This is a genomic window from Cellvibrio fibrivorans (genome assembly GCF_031457055.1).
GTDB lineage: Bacteria > Pseudomonadota > Gammaproteobacteria > Pseudomonadales > Cellvibrionaceae > Cellvibrio > Cellvibrio fibrivorans.
Genome location: NZ_JAVDVX010000007.1, coordinates 209,359 through 226,966 on the forward strand (window position 1 = coordinate 209,359; position 17,608 = coordinate 226,966).

The window sequence follows — 17,608 nt, forward strand, 5'->3', positions numbered from 1 at the left end:
CCCAAACAGAGTATTCGCACTAATGAAATTGGAAATTAATGTCACTCCGCATGAAAACTACCTTCACGTAAAGGTGAAAGGCATCGGCAATTACGAGAACGCGTTGTATTTCTGGCAGCAAGTGGTCGCGGCCTGTGAGCAATATCAATGTTACCGGGTGCTTGGTGAGCAATACCTGCTCGACTCTGTAACCACGCTCGAAGCATTTGACCACCCGGCGATGTTTAAAAAACTCGGGATTACAACCAAATATCAATTTGCCTGGGTAGATAACAACCCGCGCACCCGTGAGACCACCGAATTCGTATACAACGTACTCGCTAATCGTTCAGTCAGCTATGGCAAATTGTTTCACGACGTCGAGAGTGCAAAGCTCTGGTTACTCGCGCAAAAATAACCACCTGCCACTGCTCTCATTCCCGAAAAACTCACCTCACCACAGTCCACCCCACTGCCGCAGCCTCCTCCCACTCCAGAGGGATGCTCAGTTATGGTGCGAGGTCGCTTAAAGTCATTACCATTTTTGACAAACATCTCCTTGCTTACTAAGGTTCATAGCAGCAACCGCTACGTCGGAAGCCTTTTTTGGATCATTTTCTATAAAAATTATCGTCCAATAATTGTTGGCTCCCGGTGCCCGATCTCGCATCAAGGAGTTTCTCCATGTTCAACAATATGAAAGTCGCACTGCGCCTCGCTATGCTCGCAGGCATACTGCTGGCATTTATGATCCTCATCGGTGCCATGGGTATTAAAGGCATGAGCGATGCAAACCAGGGCATGCACACCGTTTATGTGGATCGTGTTGAACCTATGCGCGATCTGAAAGAGGTGATTGATAACTTTGCGCTCATTCTGGTCGATGTCCCACAGAAAACCGTCAAGGGCATAATGACTACGCAAGAAGCACTAAAAATTACCCAAGAGGTTTTACCCAATACGGATAAACTCTGGGAATATTATCTAACTACTTTTTTGATTGATGAAGAAAAAGCACTTATTAAAAAGGCCGCTCCGCTAATCGATAGAACGCATCAACAATTGGCCGATTTACAGAAGTGGTACAGCAGCAATAATGTAGAGGCAATCAACGGTTTTACCCAAACTGGAATTTACCCGATCTTCGACCCACTCAACGAAGTATTTACGGAACTCAATAAATTGCAAGTGACCGTAGCTAAACAAGAATACGAACGGTCCACCAAACGCTATCACGACACGCTTAGGCTCAATAGCATTATTATCGGCTCCGCTATTTTGATCGCGATATTACTCAGCTTTGTCATCACGCGCAGTTTACTGCGGCAATTGGGTGGTGAACCCAATTACACTGCCGATGTAATTTATCGCATTGCCGAAGGTGATCTATCGGTAAAAGTGGATCTTGCCCCAAAGGATCAAAGCAGCATCCTGTTTGCCATCCGCCAAATGGTTACAAAATTATCGGAAATTATTGGCGATGTACGCTCCACTGCCGATTCACTGTCTTCCGCATCAGAAGAATTAAGTGCGACAGCGCAGTCGCTTAGCCAGGCAGCAACGCAACAGGCCGCGAGCATTGAAGAGACCAGCGCCTCAATGGAAGAAATTACTGCCTCTATTGGACAAAATAGCGATAACGCCAAAGTCACCGACAGCCTGGCCAGCAAAAGCGCGCGCGAAGCAAATGATGGTGGCAGCGCAGTAAAAAACACCGTAGAAGCTATGCGTAAAATTGCGCAAAAAATCAGTGTGATTGATGATATTGCCTACCAAACTAATTTACTTGCGCTCAATGCAGCAATTGAAGCCGGGCGCGCCGGTGAACACGGGCGCGGCTTTGCAGTAGTCGCCAGTGAAGTGCGCAAACTCGCAGGCCGCAGCCAAACGGCGGCAAAAGAAATTGGGGAACTTGCAGGAGGCTCAGTCAAACTCGCTGAAAGCGCCGGGCAATTATTAGATGAGATAGTACCTGCGATTAAAAAGACAGCGGATTTGGTACAGGAAATTTCTGCTGCAAGCGATGAACAAACCATGGGCGCCAACCAAATCACTATCGCGATTTCGCAAATCAGTATTGCCACCCAACAAAACTCATCTTCAGCGGAAGAACTGTATTCCACAGCAGAAGAACTCACCAGCCAAGCCTTGCAATTGCAGCAGATGATGGAATTTTTTAAAGTGCGTTAACCGCTAAATAAAAAAGCCCCACCCAATGATATTGGGCGGGGTTTTTTTATGGGACGGACTCTTCATGAGCTGAACGTGTCACCGGCAATTATAAAATCCACACTTCTACACGGCGATTCATGCGACGCCCCTCTTCCGATTTACTGCTCGCCAGCGGTGCCTCCTCGCCCATACCGCGCGCTACCAACGGATAAATCCCGCGCGCAATTAAATGCTGCTCAACCACTTTGGCGCGGCGCAAAGACAACTCAACATTTTGCGCCTTGTCACCCTCGCTATCAGAAAAACCAAAGAGCTGCACACGTTTGGGGGAGTTGATTTCTACGTACTTCACCAGGCGATCAAGGTCAGAAATACTTTTGGTATCCAATTCGTCGCTGCCATCTTTAAAGCGAAAGTTAATCGACAAACGCTGCGAGCGCGCCGTCAGGCTGCGCATCTCTTCAGGGTAAAAATTATTATTGAACGGCTGGCCAGTTTTAATATTTTGCGATACCAGGCCTATATCTTCCACGATACTTTGGCCGCGCTCGGTTGCACTGAACTTCACAAACTCTTCCGCATCGGTATTGATATTTTTTTGCGGCAGATAAAAATACAAACGGCGTGCGAGTGGGTAGTCTTCTGTGCTCACGGTAAAGTGCGTGGGTAAAATCGCTTTGGATGTTTTGGTGGTGGAAATTGCCAATAATTTTGCGCGGCGCACATAGGGCAAGCCGATAAAACCTATAGCGCCTTCATCTTTTGCCACTAAATCCGACAACTCAGTACTGGACTCAAAACGTTTGGCTGTGAGCGCAAGCGTTACCTTGGCGGGGTCAAGCACCATACTTTTAAATGAATCCCAGGTACCGGAGTTTTCGTCGCGCGCATAAAGAGTGATAGGCAAGTCTTTACCTCCCAGTTCAGACCAGTTAGTCACTTCGCCGGAAAATATTTTCACCAATTGTGGAATCGAGAGTTGGCTAATCGAATTTTGCGTATTGGTAATAATGGCCAGACCATCCAACCCGATAATATGCTCACTACCAGGCTCAGTCAGGTCACCACTTTTACCCAGTAATAGCTCGCGTTCCTGCTCTTTAATACGGCGCGACGACATACCCAACTCCGCACTGCCCTGCAGTAAATCGGTAAACGCCGTACTGGAACCATGAGCATGGATTTCGATAAATTCGATGCGGCCATTAAGCTGTGCACTGACCGCTTTTTCAGTGGGTGCTTTACCTTGCTCGGTTTTAATATCCGTAGCGCCACGCGCCATCAAATAAGACTCCACCAACCGCGGTGTTAATTTTTCACCAACGGTATTGGAACCATGCACACGGAACAGCGGCTTGCTCGCACGTATCACCGGGCTACCGGGAATATAAACTTGTTGCTGAGGCTTAACAGCAGACTTCACCCGCGTTTCAGTAATCGCCTGCAACACAAACACTTCGCCCGCATCAAGCGGTAAAAATGAGCGCAATAAATATCCACTCAAGAGCAGCAATAACGAGCAAGCTACTGCTGCAATAAAACTGAGTTTAATGGTGCCGCGTGTTTTCTTTTTGGGTGAAAACTCATCACCAGTGTGAGTTGCGGTTACAATGGAATCTTCCATCTGGCGCACATCCCACACCAGTTTGGTTAATTCATCATCATTTGCAGTCAGGGCTTTTTCTAACAACTCAGCGCGATATTCTTCATCCTTCAGTACCATATTCAACGGAATGTGCATTTTTAAGTGAGCTTCGCACAGCCGTTTTAAATTCCATAATTTATCGACCAAGGCCACGTTGTAATGCATATGCTTGTGGGATTTGGGGGACATAAAGGCTCTCTGGTTTTCATTGTCGAATAGCCGATAGACGAGGGAAATATCTACCGACCTCTGAAGCGGTGCACTATATGACGACTTTGTGACAAGAGGATTACATCCCACTTGCATCTTACTGTTGAGCAATCCAATTGCTTGTTATGATGCACCCTATCGAAAAAGTTATAACAAGGCATCCACATGAATACACCTCCCCCCCCGGTCAGTCTCTGGCAAGCGCTAAAATTCTGGCTCAAATTAGGCTTTATCAGTTTTGGCGGCCCTGCCGGACAAATCGCCATCATGCATCAGGAATTAGTGGAGCAGCGCCGCTGGATTTCCGAGAAACGTTTTTTGCATGCGCTTAATTACTGCATGCTTCTGCCGGGGCCAGAGGCGCAACAACTCGCCACTTATATCGGCTGGCTAATGCATCGCACCTGGGGTGGAATCATTGCCGGTGTGCTGTTTGTTTTACCCTCGTTATTTATTTTAATTTTGCTTTCCTGGCTTTATATTGCCTATGGACATCTCACATTCATTGCCGGAATTTTCTACGGCATTAAACCGGCGGTAGCTGCCATTGTGGTGCAGGCGGCACATCGCATTGGTTCACGCAGTTTAAAAAATAATTGGTTATGGGGCATCGCATTTGCCGCCTTTATTGCCATTTTTGCCCTGCACTTACCCTTTCCATTGATTGTGCTGGCAGCAGGGATTATTGGCTGGTTAGGTGGAAAATTTGCACCGCAATTATTTAATGCCAGCGCCAAACACCAGGCGAACCAGAAAAATTACGGCGCCGCGATTATCGATGATGCAACACCCACACCCGCGCATGCAAAATTTCGCACGGCACGCTTGATATTAGTGATTGCATGCGGATTATTACTGTGGATATTGCCCATGCTATTGCTCGGCACCAGTTTCGGTTGGCAACACGGCTTTACCCAAATGGCCTGGTTTTTCACCACCGCGGCACTGCTGACATTTGGCGGCGCCTATGCCGTTCTACCTTACGTTTACCAAGGTGCAGTGGTTAATTACCAATGGTTGACACCCGCGCAAATGATGGATGGTCTGGCGTTGGGCGAAACCACACCCGGGCCATTAATTATGGTGGTTGCGTTTGTAGGATTTGTGGGTGCCTATACCCAGCAATTTCTCGGCGCCGAGCAATTATTTTTAGCAGGCGCGATTGCTGCAACACTGGTGACCTGGTTTACATTTTTACCTTCGTTTATTTTTATTCTCGCTGGTGGCCCGCTAGTGGAGTCCACCCAAAGCAATTTGCATTTCACTGCCCCGTTAACAGCAATTACTGCTGCAATCGTGGGTGTGATCATTAACCTCGCATTATTTTTTGCTTATCACACGCTCTGGCCCGAGGGAACGGAATCAGGTTGGCTATTGCAAATAGATTGGATCGCATTAACGATAGGCATTCTTGCCAGTGCTTTATTATTTTATTGGAAGCTGAGCATCATGAAAGTATTGGGGATTTGTGCCTTACTGGGTATTGCGGTGAAATTTGTAGTTGGATAAAAACAAGGGCGCCAATTGCGCCCTTTTTTTAAAAATTTACCGCTATGTTCCAGCTATTGTGCTGGTTTGATATCACCACAATCACTGCCCAACCACTTACCTTCCATTTTAAAATTCATGGTGCGCTTTTCCCCGTTCATCATATGCACCATGGTTCCTGTGCCAGAATAATGTTTAGGTGAGTGAAAATTCACCTCACTCTCACCCCTGGCTTGTTCTTCACCTGAACACACATAGGTAGATTTGAACCGGGTGGCGCTGATTTTTGTAATAGTAGATTTGCAGCCATCGACATCATCCGGCAACTCACCACGATCAATTTCCGCTTGAGTGATGCAACTTTTTACGTTAGTCCCCGATGGCGATACCTGCACCTGATCATTCTTGAAACTAACTCCGTCATCTTTGATTTCCATACCCGATTGCGCCATTATCGCCTCCATTTGTTTACGCTGCTCCGGCGGCATATTGGCGAATTGCTCTTTCATTTGCTCCATAGCTGCTTTCATTTGATCGGTTTGCATGGCCTGCATTTCCTTGGCGCTATCTGCATCCCAAGTCATATTGTTTTCCCACAACCCCGCTTTCATATCAACTTTGATTGGCTCAGCTTGCGATGATAAAACTGTGGTACCGACAACGGCGACAAAACCTAACAATAGCTTGTTCATAATACTGTCTCCTTGATTGAGGTAAGTTTTTGCTTATACACCCGAGTTGATGAATATAGCATTAATCGGCCTATTGACTTGCGCCCCAAACGTAATCGTGCCCCGCTTCCGTAGTAACATCAACCAAATAGGCATTTGCAAGCGATAGCTGCGGCATTGCTTTGGTGGTGTTTTTTAGCGGTTTTTTGATCTGAGCCTGTTGATAATAAGGATTGGGATTTTTTCCGTTACCCGTAATTTTTTTCACCTTGAAATTGTTTACCGCTGGAAGAAGGGAATGGGTGCGCAAACGCAAATTACCGCCGAGACGTGAATGTATTTTTAATTCCCTAATCTGACCCTCAGCCCAGCGCATATCCACTACAAAACCGCCGCGCATCACCAAACCTTTTACTTCACCTTCAGGCCAGGCCTGCGGCAATGCCGGTAACAAGTGCACTGCGCCGTCATAGCTTTGCGCCAGCATTTCAGCAATACCCGAAGTAAAACCAAAATTGCCATCGATCTGGAATGGAGGATGTGCATCAAACATATTGGGATAAGTACCGCCACTTTCGTTCACACTACCGTCAAGTGTTAATGCAGGTTTAATTTGGTCGCGCATTAATTTAAATGCGCGATCACCATCCAACAAACGCGCCCATAAATTGATTTTCCAATTCATCGACCAACCGGTAGAAGGGTCACCGCGTTGCTCCATACTCACCCGCGCTGCACTGAATAATTCCGGCGAACGAATCGGAGATATTTGGTTGCTGGGATAAAGCCCATACAAATGCGATACATGGCGGTGTTTATCCTGCGGGTCATCCCAATCCTCCAACCACTCTTGCAATTGATGATATTTACCAATTTGCATTGGAGGCAAACGCGAGAGTGTTTTTTCCCATACAGAAATGTGTTTTTTATCCTCTCCTAGAATTTTTGCGGCAGCGATGGTATTGCTGAATAAATCAAACAGGAGTTGATTATCCATGGTCACACCCGCCGCGATTTTTGTGCCCGTCGCCTTGGGTGCATTTTCCGGCGACATTGAAGGTGACACTATGAGCCATTTTTTATTGGGCGACTCAATTAAAAAATCTTCAAAAAAAGTGACGGCTGATTTCATCACTGGGTAGACATCGGCCAGATATTTTTTGTCACCGGTGTATAAATATTTTTCCCATAAGTGTTGGCTCAGCCAGGCATTGCTTGTTGGCCATGAACCCCAAGTGTGATCCACACCGCCGGTGATACGCCAAATATCCGTATTATGGTGCGCCATCCAACCGCGCGCGCCGTACATGGCTTTGGCACTCTCCTGTCCGGTTATCGCCAACTCTTTGGTCATCCTAATCAGCGGCTCATGCAGCTCACTTAAGTTGGTGACCTCTGCTGGCCAGTAATTCATTTCGGCATTAATGTTGAGTGTGTATTTGCTATCCCAAGGTGGATCTTGCCGGTGATTCCATAAGCCTTGCAGATTCGCTGGCTGGCCGCCCGGTTGCGATGATGAAATTAATAAATAGCGGCCAAACTGGAAATAGAGACTCACCAATTCAGGATCATGACGACTGGCAAATAAATGGATTCGCTGATCAGTCGCCTCCTGTGCAAATTCACTTTTTCCCAAGTCAAGGCTTACACGATCAAAGTACTGTTTGTAAAAATCGCTGTGTGCTGTTTTACGCGATGTATATTGATTGTTTTCAAAGTTGCGTTTTGCTTGGGCGAGGTACTCGCGTGAACGCTCCAATGCATTTGCGCTGATATCGTTATACTTAACAAAATTGGTTGCCATGGAAATCAGTATCAACGCTGAATCCGCATTGCTCACCTGGATACGATTAGCGCGCTGGATTAGGCTGCCACCACTTAAATTCACATTCAGCAGCGATGCGAGTTTCACTTGTCCTTTGATACCTTCGTGATCTTTGGATTGCACTTGCATCGCCAAAGTATTTGCATCCTCTTGCGAAAAAGCAGATTGGGAAGGATGGGATAGATGTGCACTGAAATTGAGTTGGCCTGCTTTGCTCGCACTCAATTTCACTACAATCACTTGATCGACAAAAGAGCTGAATACTTCGCGTGTAAAGACGACATCCTGCACTTGATAGCGCGTGGTGACCAGTGCGCTGCCAATATCCAGTTCGCGATAATATTGCTGATACTGACTGTGACCTGGGAATTCCAGTTGTAAATTACCTGCTGTTTGATAGGGCATGCCATGGGCACCCTGACTGGTAATGGTTTTTGCAGCCAGCGCTTCAGCAGCGGGGTAATCACCCGTTGCAATTAATCGACGAATCTCTGGCAGGGATTCTAAAGCTGCCGGATTGAGATTGTTGTGCGGGCCGCCGGCCCAAAAAGTATTTTCATTTAACTGGATAGTGTCATTCGCAGGATTGCCATACACCATTGCGCCCAGCCGCCCATTTCCCAAGGGCAATGCTTCTTCCCACACCGCAGCGGGTTGGGCATACCACAGTTTATGGGATTGATTAGCGCTCACGCTAATGCTCGCGCACATTAGTAATAGAATAGTACTCAGGATTTTCATCACACAAACACTCCGTTTTTATTTAGTTCTAATAGTGTTTTTATAGGAAAGCAAAGCGTCTGTCGAAAACAATTACTTAACTTAAAAAAATCGGCGCACCAGGCGCCGATTTCAATACTTACTTCAAGAGCTTCTGCAGATGGGGTTCCAGTGCTTTTGCCCACAGCTCATAGCCTTTCTCATTCGGATGCAAAAGATCCGGCATAATCTCTTCCGGCAATACACCCTCTTTGGTTAAAAATACGGAATTAATATCGGCAAAAAAGATTTTCTTATTATCCGCATAATTTTTAATGAGCGCATTCACACCATTATTGATCTGACGCAATTGGCCATCGGGTTTTGCATCGCGCGGAAACACAGCCAATAACAGCACTTTTGATTGAGGTAAACGCTGTTGCAATTCATTTAGCAAGTTTTTAATTCCTGCTGCCGTAGTTGCCGGATTTTCATGGCGATGACCGGTGTTGTTGGTGCCGATCATCATGACTACCAACTTGGGCGACATATTTTCCAATGCACCGTGCTGAAAACGCCAAAGCACATTCTCGGTACGATCGCCGCCAAAACCTATCGCAAAGGCATTACGTTTTGCGTAGTGTTTTTCCCACACTGCCGCACCTTCTTTTTCCCAACCCTGGGTAATGGAATCGCCAATAAACAGTAAATCGATTTTTCCACCTTTCGCTTTTATTGCTTTAGCATCAGCCAGTTTCTGTTCGTGACGCGGCAACCACCAGTCGATTGACCACCATTCATTTAACATGCCCGGCGTAACCGATACAGTTTTGTAATCCGGGCAGGTAGCAAGCGTTACGTCTTTAGGTGTTTGAATTAAGAGTTGTACATTGGCGACAGCAACTTCACCTGCACCACCCACTTCCAATGCAAAAGGCATAGTCGTCGCAGCGAAGTCATCCTGTTCCTGCTTAAAGCAACTCAGCGGCACATAGATTTTTTTCCAACCTTTGCCAATCAATTCGCGTGCTGCCATAGTGAAAGGAACTACACGATCGCAGCCTTCTTTTTGGCATTCCATTTTGAAAGACACTCCGCCTTTGGCGAGTTCGTCAATTTTGATATCCAGTGTCAGCACGCCCGTTTTCATATGGGCAGTTAGATCCAATGGCTCGCCGGACTCCAGTGTCATGCCAGCACGCCATGTATCTTTCCAAGCAAATGCCAGCGCGTCTTCCTGCACATCTTTATCAATAGTTTGTACTTTGACATCGCCCTTCGGCAAAGCAGCAAAAGCACCGCTAAGGATTTGTTGACGCTCATAGTTTTCGATAAAAACATGCCAAGGTTCAAGCGGGCGACGCACATAGAGTTTTATATCTTGCGGTTCACCACTCGCTACACCAGCGACTTGTTCCGGTAAATTTTGCGGTCCGGTTTTGCCGGATTTATAGGTGAGCCCGTAACCCAATTTAAATAATGGATCGTAATTTTTATGATGCTTATTTAATACATCTTGCAATGGCAATTTTGGCCAGGAGAAAGACAAGGTGCCTTTGAAATCGAAATTGGGTTTACCGTCCGCTTTCGCAATCAATACATCTGCCACGCCTGCACCTTCTGAACCCGGCAACCAGGCGGCAACAAATGCATCTGACGCATTTAACTCTGGGTTAATCCACATAGGGCGACCAGATAGAAATACCGACACCACTGGAATACCTTGTGCTTGCAATTTTTTTAACAGCGCGAGGCTTTTCTTTTTCGCAGGTTCAAATTCAAGCGTGTCGCGATCTCCACTGCCTTCGGCATAAGGATTTTCACCAAACACAACAATGGCCGCATCCGGCTTTTGCGTGAAAGTACCATCAACTGATAAAAGTGTTTTTCCACCTGCCGCATCGACTGCGGTTTTTATGCCGCTATAAATGGAGGTAGCACCGGGAAAGCGAAAGTTTTCTTTTGCATCAGTAACACCTTGCCACCACACACTCCAACCACCAGCTTGTTTGCCGATATTATCCGCACCATCACCGGCCACCAAAATAGTTTTGGATGGATTAATCGGTAATACCTTGTTGGTATTTTTCAATAACACCAAACTTTCACGCACAGCTTGGCGTGCAATCTCGCGATGCTCAGCACTACCTACGACAGATTGATCAGCCGCAAACGCACGCTCAGAAGGTTTTTTATCCCACAGGCCTGCACGCATTTTTACGCGCAGGATTCGGCGCACTGCGTCATCCAAACGCGCTTGAGAAATTTCGCCCGACTTTACTTGCTTAAGCGTATTTTCAATCATGGCTTTCCAATCGTAGGTCACCATAAGCAAATCGATACCAGCATTAATCGCTTGTGGGCAAGAATCGTTGGTGCAGCCGGGAACCTGGCCGTGGCCATTCCAATCGCCTACGACTAAACCATCAAAACCCATGCGATTTTTTAATACATCGGTAAGCAGATATTTATTGCCATGCATTTTTTCGCCATTCCACTCACTGAAACTGGCCATCACAGTTTGTACGCCGGCATCCAGCGCGGGCACATAACCGGCGTTGTGAATCTTAACTAATTCTTTTTCACTAATGCGTGCGTTGCCTTGGTCATCGCCACCTTCTGTGCCACCGTCGGCAAGAAAATGTTTAGCGGTGGCAATCACACGGTCTTCTGCTAAAAACTCTTTCGTATTCGGCTTACCTTGCAAACCCTCCACCATGGCAGTTGCGTATTCAGCGACGAGTTTCGGATCTTCTGAATAACTTTCGTAGGTGCGCCCCCAACGATCATTTTGTGCAACAGCGAGCGTGGGTGCGAATACCCATTCAGTACCAGTTGCGCGCACTTCTTTTGCTGTTGCAGCGCCGATTTGACGAATCAAATCAGCATTGTGCATTGCACCCAAACCTATGTTGTGCGGAAAGAGTGTGGCGCCGGTTAAATTGTTGTGACCGTGAACTGCATCGGTGCCCCAAAAAATCGGGACGGCCTGCTTGCCATCGCTGGTGTCCATAGAGGCGATATAGAGTGCGTCGAGAAACCCCACCCAGTCTTTTGGTGTTGCATTGTCGATGCGATTCGGCATGGAACCGCCACCGTTTAATACCGAACCCAAATGGTATTTTTTAATATCATCCGGCGTAACGGTCTGAATTTCTGCCTGCATGATCTGCCCGACTTTTTCTTCGAGCGTCATGTTTTGCAGAATGCTTTCAATTTTTGCATTGAATTCGGCCGAACCTTTTATTGGCGATTCGGCTTTTGGCCAGAGTTTGATATTGGTTTTTTGTTCGGCGTAGGTGGAATAATTTGCGGAAAAAATTGCGGAAGCAATAAGGCCAAGTACGGCTAATTTTTTGAGATTTTTCATTGGGGATGTTCTCTTTAATTTTTATGAGCTGTAATTGTAGGTTGGTGCGGGCCGCGCAGGCTGAGCCTACGAACCGCAACGTGACCATGCTCAACACCAAACCAAAACCCGGTTCAATGCTCCATTGGGCTTTTGGTCGGAGCGGCAAGATGGTCGTGTTGCGGTTCGTTCATCACCAGCAACCTACAAGTACTTCGGAAAAATTATTTCGCGTTAACAACAACCTGCTTCTGTACACCCATCCCTTCAATACCTAATTCCACCACATCACCTTCATTCAAATAGATTAGTGGTTTTTGCCCGAGACCAACACCGGGTGGTGTACCTGTGCTAATAACATCGCCGGGTTGCAAACTCATAAATTGGGAGAGGTAGTGCACTAAAAATTGTGGCCCAAACACCATTTGATCGGTAGAACCATTTTGAAAAGTTTTACCGTTTACTTTTAGCCATAAATTCAAATTCAGTGGGTCAGCAACTTCATCTTTGGTTACCAGATAAGGGCCGATTGGGCCGAAGCTGTCGCAGCCTTTGCCTTTATCCCACTGGCCACCCGGGCGCTCCAATTGAAAGTTGCGTTCCGATACATCGTTAATCACGCAATAACCAGCGATATAATCCATCGCTTCATCCAGCTCAACATAGCTCGCGTGCTTACCGATGACGATACCTAACTCGACTTCCCAATCGAGTTTGGTGGAATTACGCGGTTTTATAATATTGTCGTTCGGACCAGTGATCGCACTGGTAGCTTTCATAAAAACCACCGGTTCCGCTGGTACAGCAACACCTGACTCGGCGGCGTGATCGGCATAATTTAAACCGATGCAAATAAATTTTCCGACGTTGTTAACACAGGCACCAAAGCGCACAGGCTCAGTCACTAAAGGCAATGAATTGATATCCAGACTCGCAATTTTTTTTAGCGATTCGTCACTCAGGGTTTTGCCGTTAATATCGGAAACCACTGAACCCAATTCACGCACCTTGCCATTGCTGTCCAAAATCCCCGGACGCTCATGTCCTGCATTGCCATAACGAAGTAATTTCATAAATATGATTCCAAATTAATTGCTCCAACCACCATCAATTATATTGATAGTGCCGGTGGTAAATGCCGATGCGTCGCTCGCCAGATAAAGCGCCAGCTCTGCCATTTCACGCGCGGTGCCTAAACGCCCCATGGGTTGGCGAGCGACAAAATTTTTATAAGCTGTTTCGTAATCACCAGTTGCATGCAAGCGCTGCTCAAGCGATGGTGTTTGTACGGTGCCGGGGCAGATTGCATTGCAGCGAACGCCTTGTGTGACAAAATCGGCGGCGACAGCTTTAGTCATACCAATTACAGCCGCTTTGGTCATGCCATACGCAAAACGATTGGGGGCACCTTTAATCGAACTGGCGACGGATGACATATTGATAATAGACCCGCCCCCCTTTTCGATCATGCCCGGCAAAAAAGTGCGGATCATGCGGTACATGGAACTTACGTTTAAATCGAATGAAAAATTCCAGTCTTTTTCATCGCATTCCAAAATGGTTCCGCTGTGCACATAACCGGCGCAGTTAAATAAAATATCGATACCACCGATGTCTTTGCTGAGCGCGATGACTTCTTCGTTGTTCAACACATCCAGCTTGCGGGTTTCGCAGCCCGTCAGTTCACTCAACGCGGCAATATTGATATCCGTTGCAATAACACGCGCGCCTTCAGCGACAAATAATTCGGCGCTAGCACGACCAATACCTTGGGCGGCAGCGGTGATTAATGCAGTTTTGCCTTCAAGACGTTTCATAGTTTTTGTCTCACTGGATTTGTCTCACCGGCAAACAACTCGGGCCAATCGGCTCAAAGGCTTTATAAGTTAAAATAAATTCCTGATGCCCAAGCTCTTCCGACACACTGCGCTTACCCGAAGCAACATCGATAACATTTTGCAGAATCTCTTCACCCACTTCGTCCAGTGTTGCTTCGCCTTCCAAAATGCGCCCGGCATTCACATCCATATCACCCGCCAGGCGACGATAGGTTTCCGGATTGGCGCAGACTTTTATCACCGGCGAAATAGCTGAACCGACAACAGAGCCACGACCGGTAGTAAATAAAATTACATGCGAACCGCAAGCAATTAATTCGATAATTTCCGCGTTGTCAGAAATATTGGGAAAACCAAAACGCGGTTCGCCGTCGGGTACTACATCCAACAAATACAAACCACCGGCGGGTGGAATATCGCCCGGTTTAATCAAACCACTAATCGGTGATGAGCCCGATTTTGAATAAGCACCCATGGATTTTTCTTCGAGCGTCGTCAATCCGCCATCGGCATTGCCCGGTGCAAAACTGCCGAAACCCATCACGCGATAATAGTGTTCCGCTTTGGCAACGCAGGCTTCAATTTCTTCGCCCAATTCCGGAGTAATCGCACGATCCGCCATAATGGTTTCGCAGCCAATTAATTCACCGGTCTCTTCAAAAATGCAAATCGCATCGGCGGCAACCAACGCATCAAAACAACGGCCGACTGCTGGGTTAGCACTGATACCACTAGTGCCATCCGAGCCACCACAAATTGTCCCCACAATTAATTCGTTTAAATACATAGGCACGCGCGCAACTTTTGCTGCTTCGCTTTGCAAACGTTTTACTGCAGCCAAACCTAATTCAATTGTGCTTTTGGTGCCACCCGCCTCCTGAATAACCAATAATTCTGCAGGGCGACCACTCGCGCGAATTTCAGTCAATAATTTTTCGCGATTCATACTTTCGCAGCCGAGCGATACCAACAACGCACCGCCGACGTTGGGATGAGTACAAACCGCGCGCATCATTTCATAGGCGTATTGATTGGGATAACAACCGGGAAAACCAATGAGATGCACATCAATGTCATCAACCAGATTTACAATCCTGCGCGTAACGTGATGCGCACATTCAACCAAATAGGCCACCACAATCACATTGCGGATACCTTTGCGGCCATCCGCGCGCTGCCAGCCAGAAAAACTTACGGCATCATTCATGATTCACTCCTGTCTTTGTTTTGACGGCTGCGGGTGTGACTGGGAATGTAATCACTTTTCATATTGTGCATATGCACGTGTTCACCTTTTGCGACGGCATCGGTCATTGAGCCGATAGGTGCGCCGTAGCGATAAACTTTATCGCCGGCGCTTAATGCGGTGCGCGCAATTTTGTGTCCGACAGCGATGTCAATTTGACTGGTAATAACTTCCCCATCAATTGATAACGCATCGCCGCTGTGGATCTGCTTCACGCACACCAAAATATTGTCTTCCGGATGGAGCAATATCACCGGTGCGAGTGCAGGTTTTTGCTGTGCAACTGGATCAGCAGTTTGCGTCATACCTAATCCTGAAAAAATAAAATAGCAGTTAACGAAATTAAGCTGGTATGGGTGCGGCCGGATGCAATAACTCACACTCGCGCAACCGTTGCCAGAGCTCTTCGGGAATTGGTGTATTCATCCAGACAAGTGATTGCTGCACTTGCGCCTCACTCGCCAGACCAGCCAATACCGAACAAATTTGTGGATGCGCAGCCGGAAATTGCAGTGCAGCAGCGGCAAGTGGTACCGCAAATTCTTCACACACAGATTCAATTTGTGCGACGCGATCAATAATGGCTTGCGGCGCCGCTTCGTAGTTGTAATGCAGCGGAATTTTACCGCTGGCGATATCGGCACCTTTCACTCCGGTTGCCAAAATTCCGGAATTAAACGGGCCACCGAGAATGACAGACGCTCCGCGCCTTGCACACAAAGGCAGGAACGTTTCGCAGGCGCCTTGCTCTAGCAAGGTGTAGCGACCAGCCAATAAGAAGCCATCAAAATCGCCGTGTTTTAACGCCGCCTCGCAGATTTGCCATTCGTTGGTACCCAAGCCAATCGCGGTCACCTGCCCTGCCGCCTTCAATTCGCTCATGGCGCGGTAACCACCCTCCATAAATTCGCGAAAACGCGCTGGGTGGTCAGCGCCGTGAGTCAGCGGCCCTAGATCATGGGCGAGCAATACATCAACGTGGGTGCGCTGCAAGCGTTTGAGGCTGGCATCAAACGAGCGCATCACGCCGTCGTAGCTGTAATCAAATTGCGGCTCCAGTGGCGGAGCATCGGCAAAACCATGGCGCATCGAAGCTTTGGATGTACTGGGCACTAACAGACGCCCTACTTTAGTTGAGACGATTACAGGCTCAGTCACCGCTGTCTTGGCGAGTGCGGCGCCCAAGCGGGTCTCGCTCAGGCCAAAACCGTAATGGGGTGCCGTGTCGAAATAGCGGATGCCGGAATCAAGTGCCGATTGCACTGCGCTGTTCGCTTGGGCATCGGTTAAGGGGTGATATAGGTTGCCGATGGGGGCAGCGCCAAAACCCAATAAGGACATAGGGAGATTGCTGCGGCCAAAAGCACGCGTCGGAAGAAGATTGAACCTGCCCACACAACCTCTTTTTATAATTAGATTTTTACGATCGTTTTTTGCTTGGCTTTTTATGCTTGAAACATCAATCGCCAATAAAAACATTCTAGCCGAACGCAACTGAAAAGCACATATAGTTATTTAGACTTTTTCTAAAAAGATATGCTCTCAGCTAACAATCCTTCCACCATCTTTTTAACCCCCATAAAAAAGCCGACTGCAGGAGTCGGCTTTTTAACAGCTTGTGAGATGGTTAATCGATAAGCCCTTGCGAGATCTTATCCGAGGCCTGCAGCAAACGCTCCAACACCCGCTCAGTGCTGATCGCCTGGGATTTGATATGGATAAACGGAATAATCAATACCGCAGCCGCACCGTGAACACCAATGATCGGCACACAGAAATCGGTCACGCCATCGACAAAATCACTCGCAAGCTGGATATAACCCTGATCTACCCCTTTGCGCGCCTTGGCAAGGAAGCGCTCGATGCGCTCCAGATCCACCGTTGCCGACAGCAGCGGCAGCCAACCAGCTTGTACATCGGGCGTGGCGAAACCGTAGAGCAAGGCACCGGAGTTGGTATCTATCAGGCGGCGGCGATAGCCAACACGCACTGAAAAACCGAGATCCATCGGGCTTTCAAGGCGGGCGACCACCACAATTTGGTCGCCTGAGGGCACCACCAAATGGCAGGATTGCCCCAGCTCCCGGGTCAGCTCTTTCATCACCGGCAAGGCGACTTCGAGCAGGGTTTTGGCCGTGCCTTGGGAGATGCCGAGCGTGAAGAGTTTGTTGGTGAGCATGTAGCCGTCGCGACCATCGGGCATCTGGGTGATGAATCCGCGATATTCGAGCGCGAGCACCATGCGGAAGAGTTCGCTTACTGAACGCCCGAGTGCAGCGGCCATTTGCGAGGTCGTCATGGGCGACGAATTGCGCGCGAGCAATTCAAGAATGTCCAAGCCTTTCTCCAAGGCAGGGGCACGATATTTACGTTCGGCGTCGTCACCGTTTTCCAAAAAAGCGCTGTCGAGTTCTTTAGTCATAATAGAAGTCATAGTATTTTTCTCGTTATTGTTTCCCCGTGTCCATTATTGGCTTATAGCGCTT

13 protein-coding genes are annotated in these 17,608 nt (G+C 47.7%); 3 read left to right on the forward strand and 10 right to left on the reverse strand.

Features of this window, described 5'->3' with window-relative positions:
* The first annotated feature begins 22 nt into the window (after positions 1 to 22).
* Positions 23 to 397, forward strand: a complete 375-nt coding sequence (locus J2X05_RS18090; protein ID WP_310075170.1) for a hypothetical protein — start codon at positions 23 to 25, stop codon at positions 395 to 397.
* Between the two features lie 266 nt (positions 398 to 663).
* Positions 664 to 2,169, forward strand: a complete 1,506-nt coding sequence (locus J2X05_RS18095; RefSeq protein ID WP_310075173.1) for a methyl-accepting chemotaxis protein — start codon at positions 664 to 666, stop codon at positions 2,167 to 2,169.
* 88 nt (positions 2,170 to 2,257) lie between these two features.
* On the opposite strand, the gene J2X05_RS18100 is transcribed toward J2X05_RS18095, so the two are convergent.
* Positions 2,258 to 3,985, reverse strand: a complete 1,728-nt coding sequence (locus tag J2X05_RS18100) for a phosphate ABC transporter substrate-binding/OmpA family protein (RefSeq protein WP_310075177.1) — start codon at positions 3,983 to 3,985, stop codon at positions 2,258 to 2,260.
* A gap of 186 nt (positions 3,986 to 4,171) precedes the next feature.
* Here J2X05_RS18100 and chrA point away from each other — a divergent pair, with 186 nt between their 5' ends.
* Positions 4,172 to 5,515 (forward strand): chromate efflux transporter, encoded by a 1,344-nt coding sequence (gene chrA, locus J2X05_RS18105; protein WP_310075179.1) that lies wholly within the window; start codon positions 4,172 to 4,174, stop codon positions 5,513 to 5,515.
* Between the two features lie 53 nt (positions 5,516 to 5,568).
* On the opposite strand, the gene J2X05_RS18110 is transcribed toward chrA, so the two are convergent.
* The 9 genes from J2X05_RS18110 to J2X05_RS18150 form a co-directional block, all read right to left on the reverse strand.
* Positions 5,569 to 6,186 carry a DUF3617 family protein gene (locus J2X05_RS18110; protein ID WP_310075182.1) on the reverse strand — a complete coding sequence of 206 codons (618 nt, stop codon included), beginning with the start codon at positions 6,184 to 6,186 and terminating at the stop codon, positions 5,569 to 5,571.
* 70 nt (positions 6,187 to 6,256) lie between these two features.
* Positions 6,257 to 8,683, reverse strand: a complete 2,427-nt coding sequence (locus tag J2X05_RS18115; protein ID WP_310075185.1) for a glycoside hydrolase family 95 protein — start codon at positions 8,681 to 8,683, stop codon at positions 6,257 to 6,259.
* A gap of 166 nt (positions 8,684 to 8,849) precedes the next feature.
* Entirely contained in the window at positions 8,850 to 12,059 is a 3,210-nt protein-coding gene (locus tag J2X05_RS18120; RefSeq protein ID WP_310075188.1) for a glycoside hydrolase family 3 N-terminal domain-containing protein, read from the reverse strand.
* Positions 12,060 to 12,262: 203 nt separating this feature from the next.
* On the reverse strand, positions 12,263 to 13,111 hold the full coding sequence (locus J2X05_RS18125; RefSeq protein ID WP_310075190.1) for a fumarylacetoacetate hydrolase family protein: 849 nt from the start codon (positions 13,109 to 13,111) through the stop codon (positions 12,263 to 12,265).
* Between the two features lie 15 nt (positions 13,112 to 13,126).
* Entirely contained in the window at positions 13,127 to 13,855 is a 729-nt protein-coding gene (locus tag J2X05_RS18130; RefSeq protein ID WP_310075192.1) for an SDR family oxidoreductase, read from the reverse strand.
* 10 nt (positions 13,856 to 13,865) lie between these two features.
* Positions 13,866 to 15,083, reverse strand: coding sequence for a UxaA family hydrolase (locus tag J2X05_RS18135; RefSeq protein ID WP_310075195.1), 1,218 nt, complete (start codon positions 15,081 to 15,083; stop codon positions 13,866 to 13,868).
* The gene (locus J2X05_RS18140) at positions 15,080 to 15,427 is read right to left on the reverse strand and encodes a UxaA family hydrolase (RefSeq protein ID WP_310075197.1); all 348 of its coding nucleotides are present in this window, start codon (positions 15,425 to 15,427) and stop codon (positions 15,080 to 15,082) included. Before J2X05_RS18140 ends, J2X05_RS18135 begins: the two co-directional genes overlap by 4 nt.
* A gap of 37 nt (positions 15,428 to 15,464) precedes the next feature.
* Complete coding sequence (locus J2X05_RS18145) at positions 15,465 to 16,463, reverse strand: aldo/keto reductase (RefSeq protein ID WP_310075199.1); 999 nt, start codon at positions 16,461 to 16,463, stop codon at positions 15,465 to 15,467.
* 286 nt (positions 16,464 to 16,749) lie between these two features.
* Positions 16,750 to 17,556: an IclR family transcriptional regulator gene (locus J2X05_RS18150; protein WP_310075202.1), complete on the reverse strand. Its 807-nt coding sequence runs from the start codon at positions 17,554 to 17,556 to the stop codon at positions 16,750 to 16,752.
* Positions 17,557 to 17,608 lie beyond the last annotated feature (52 nt).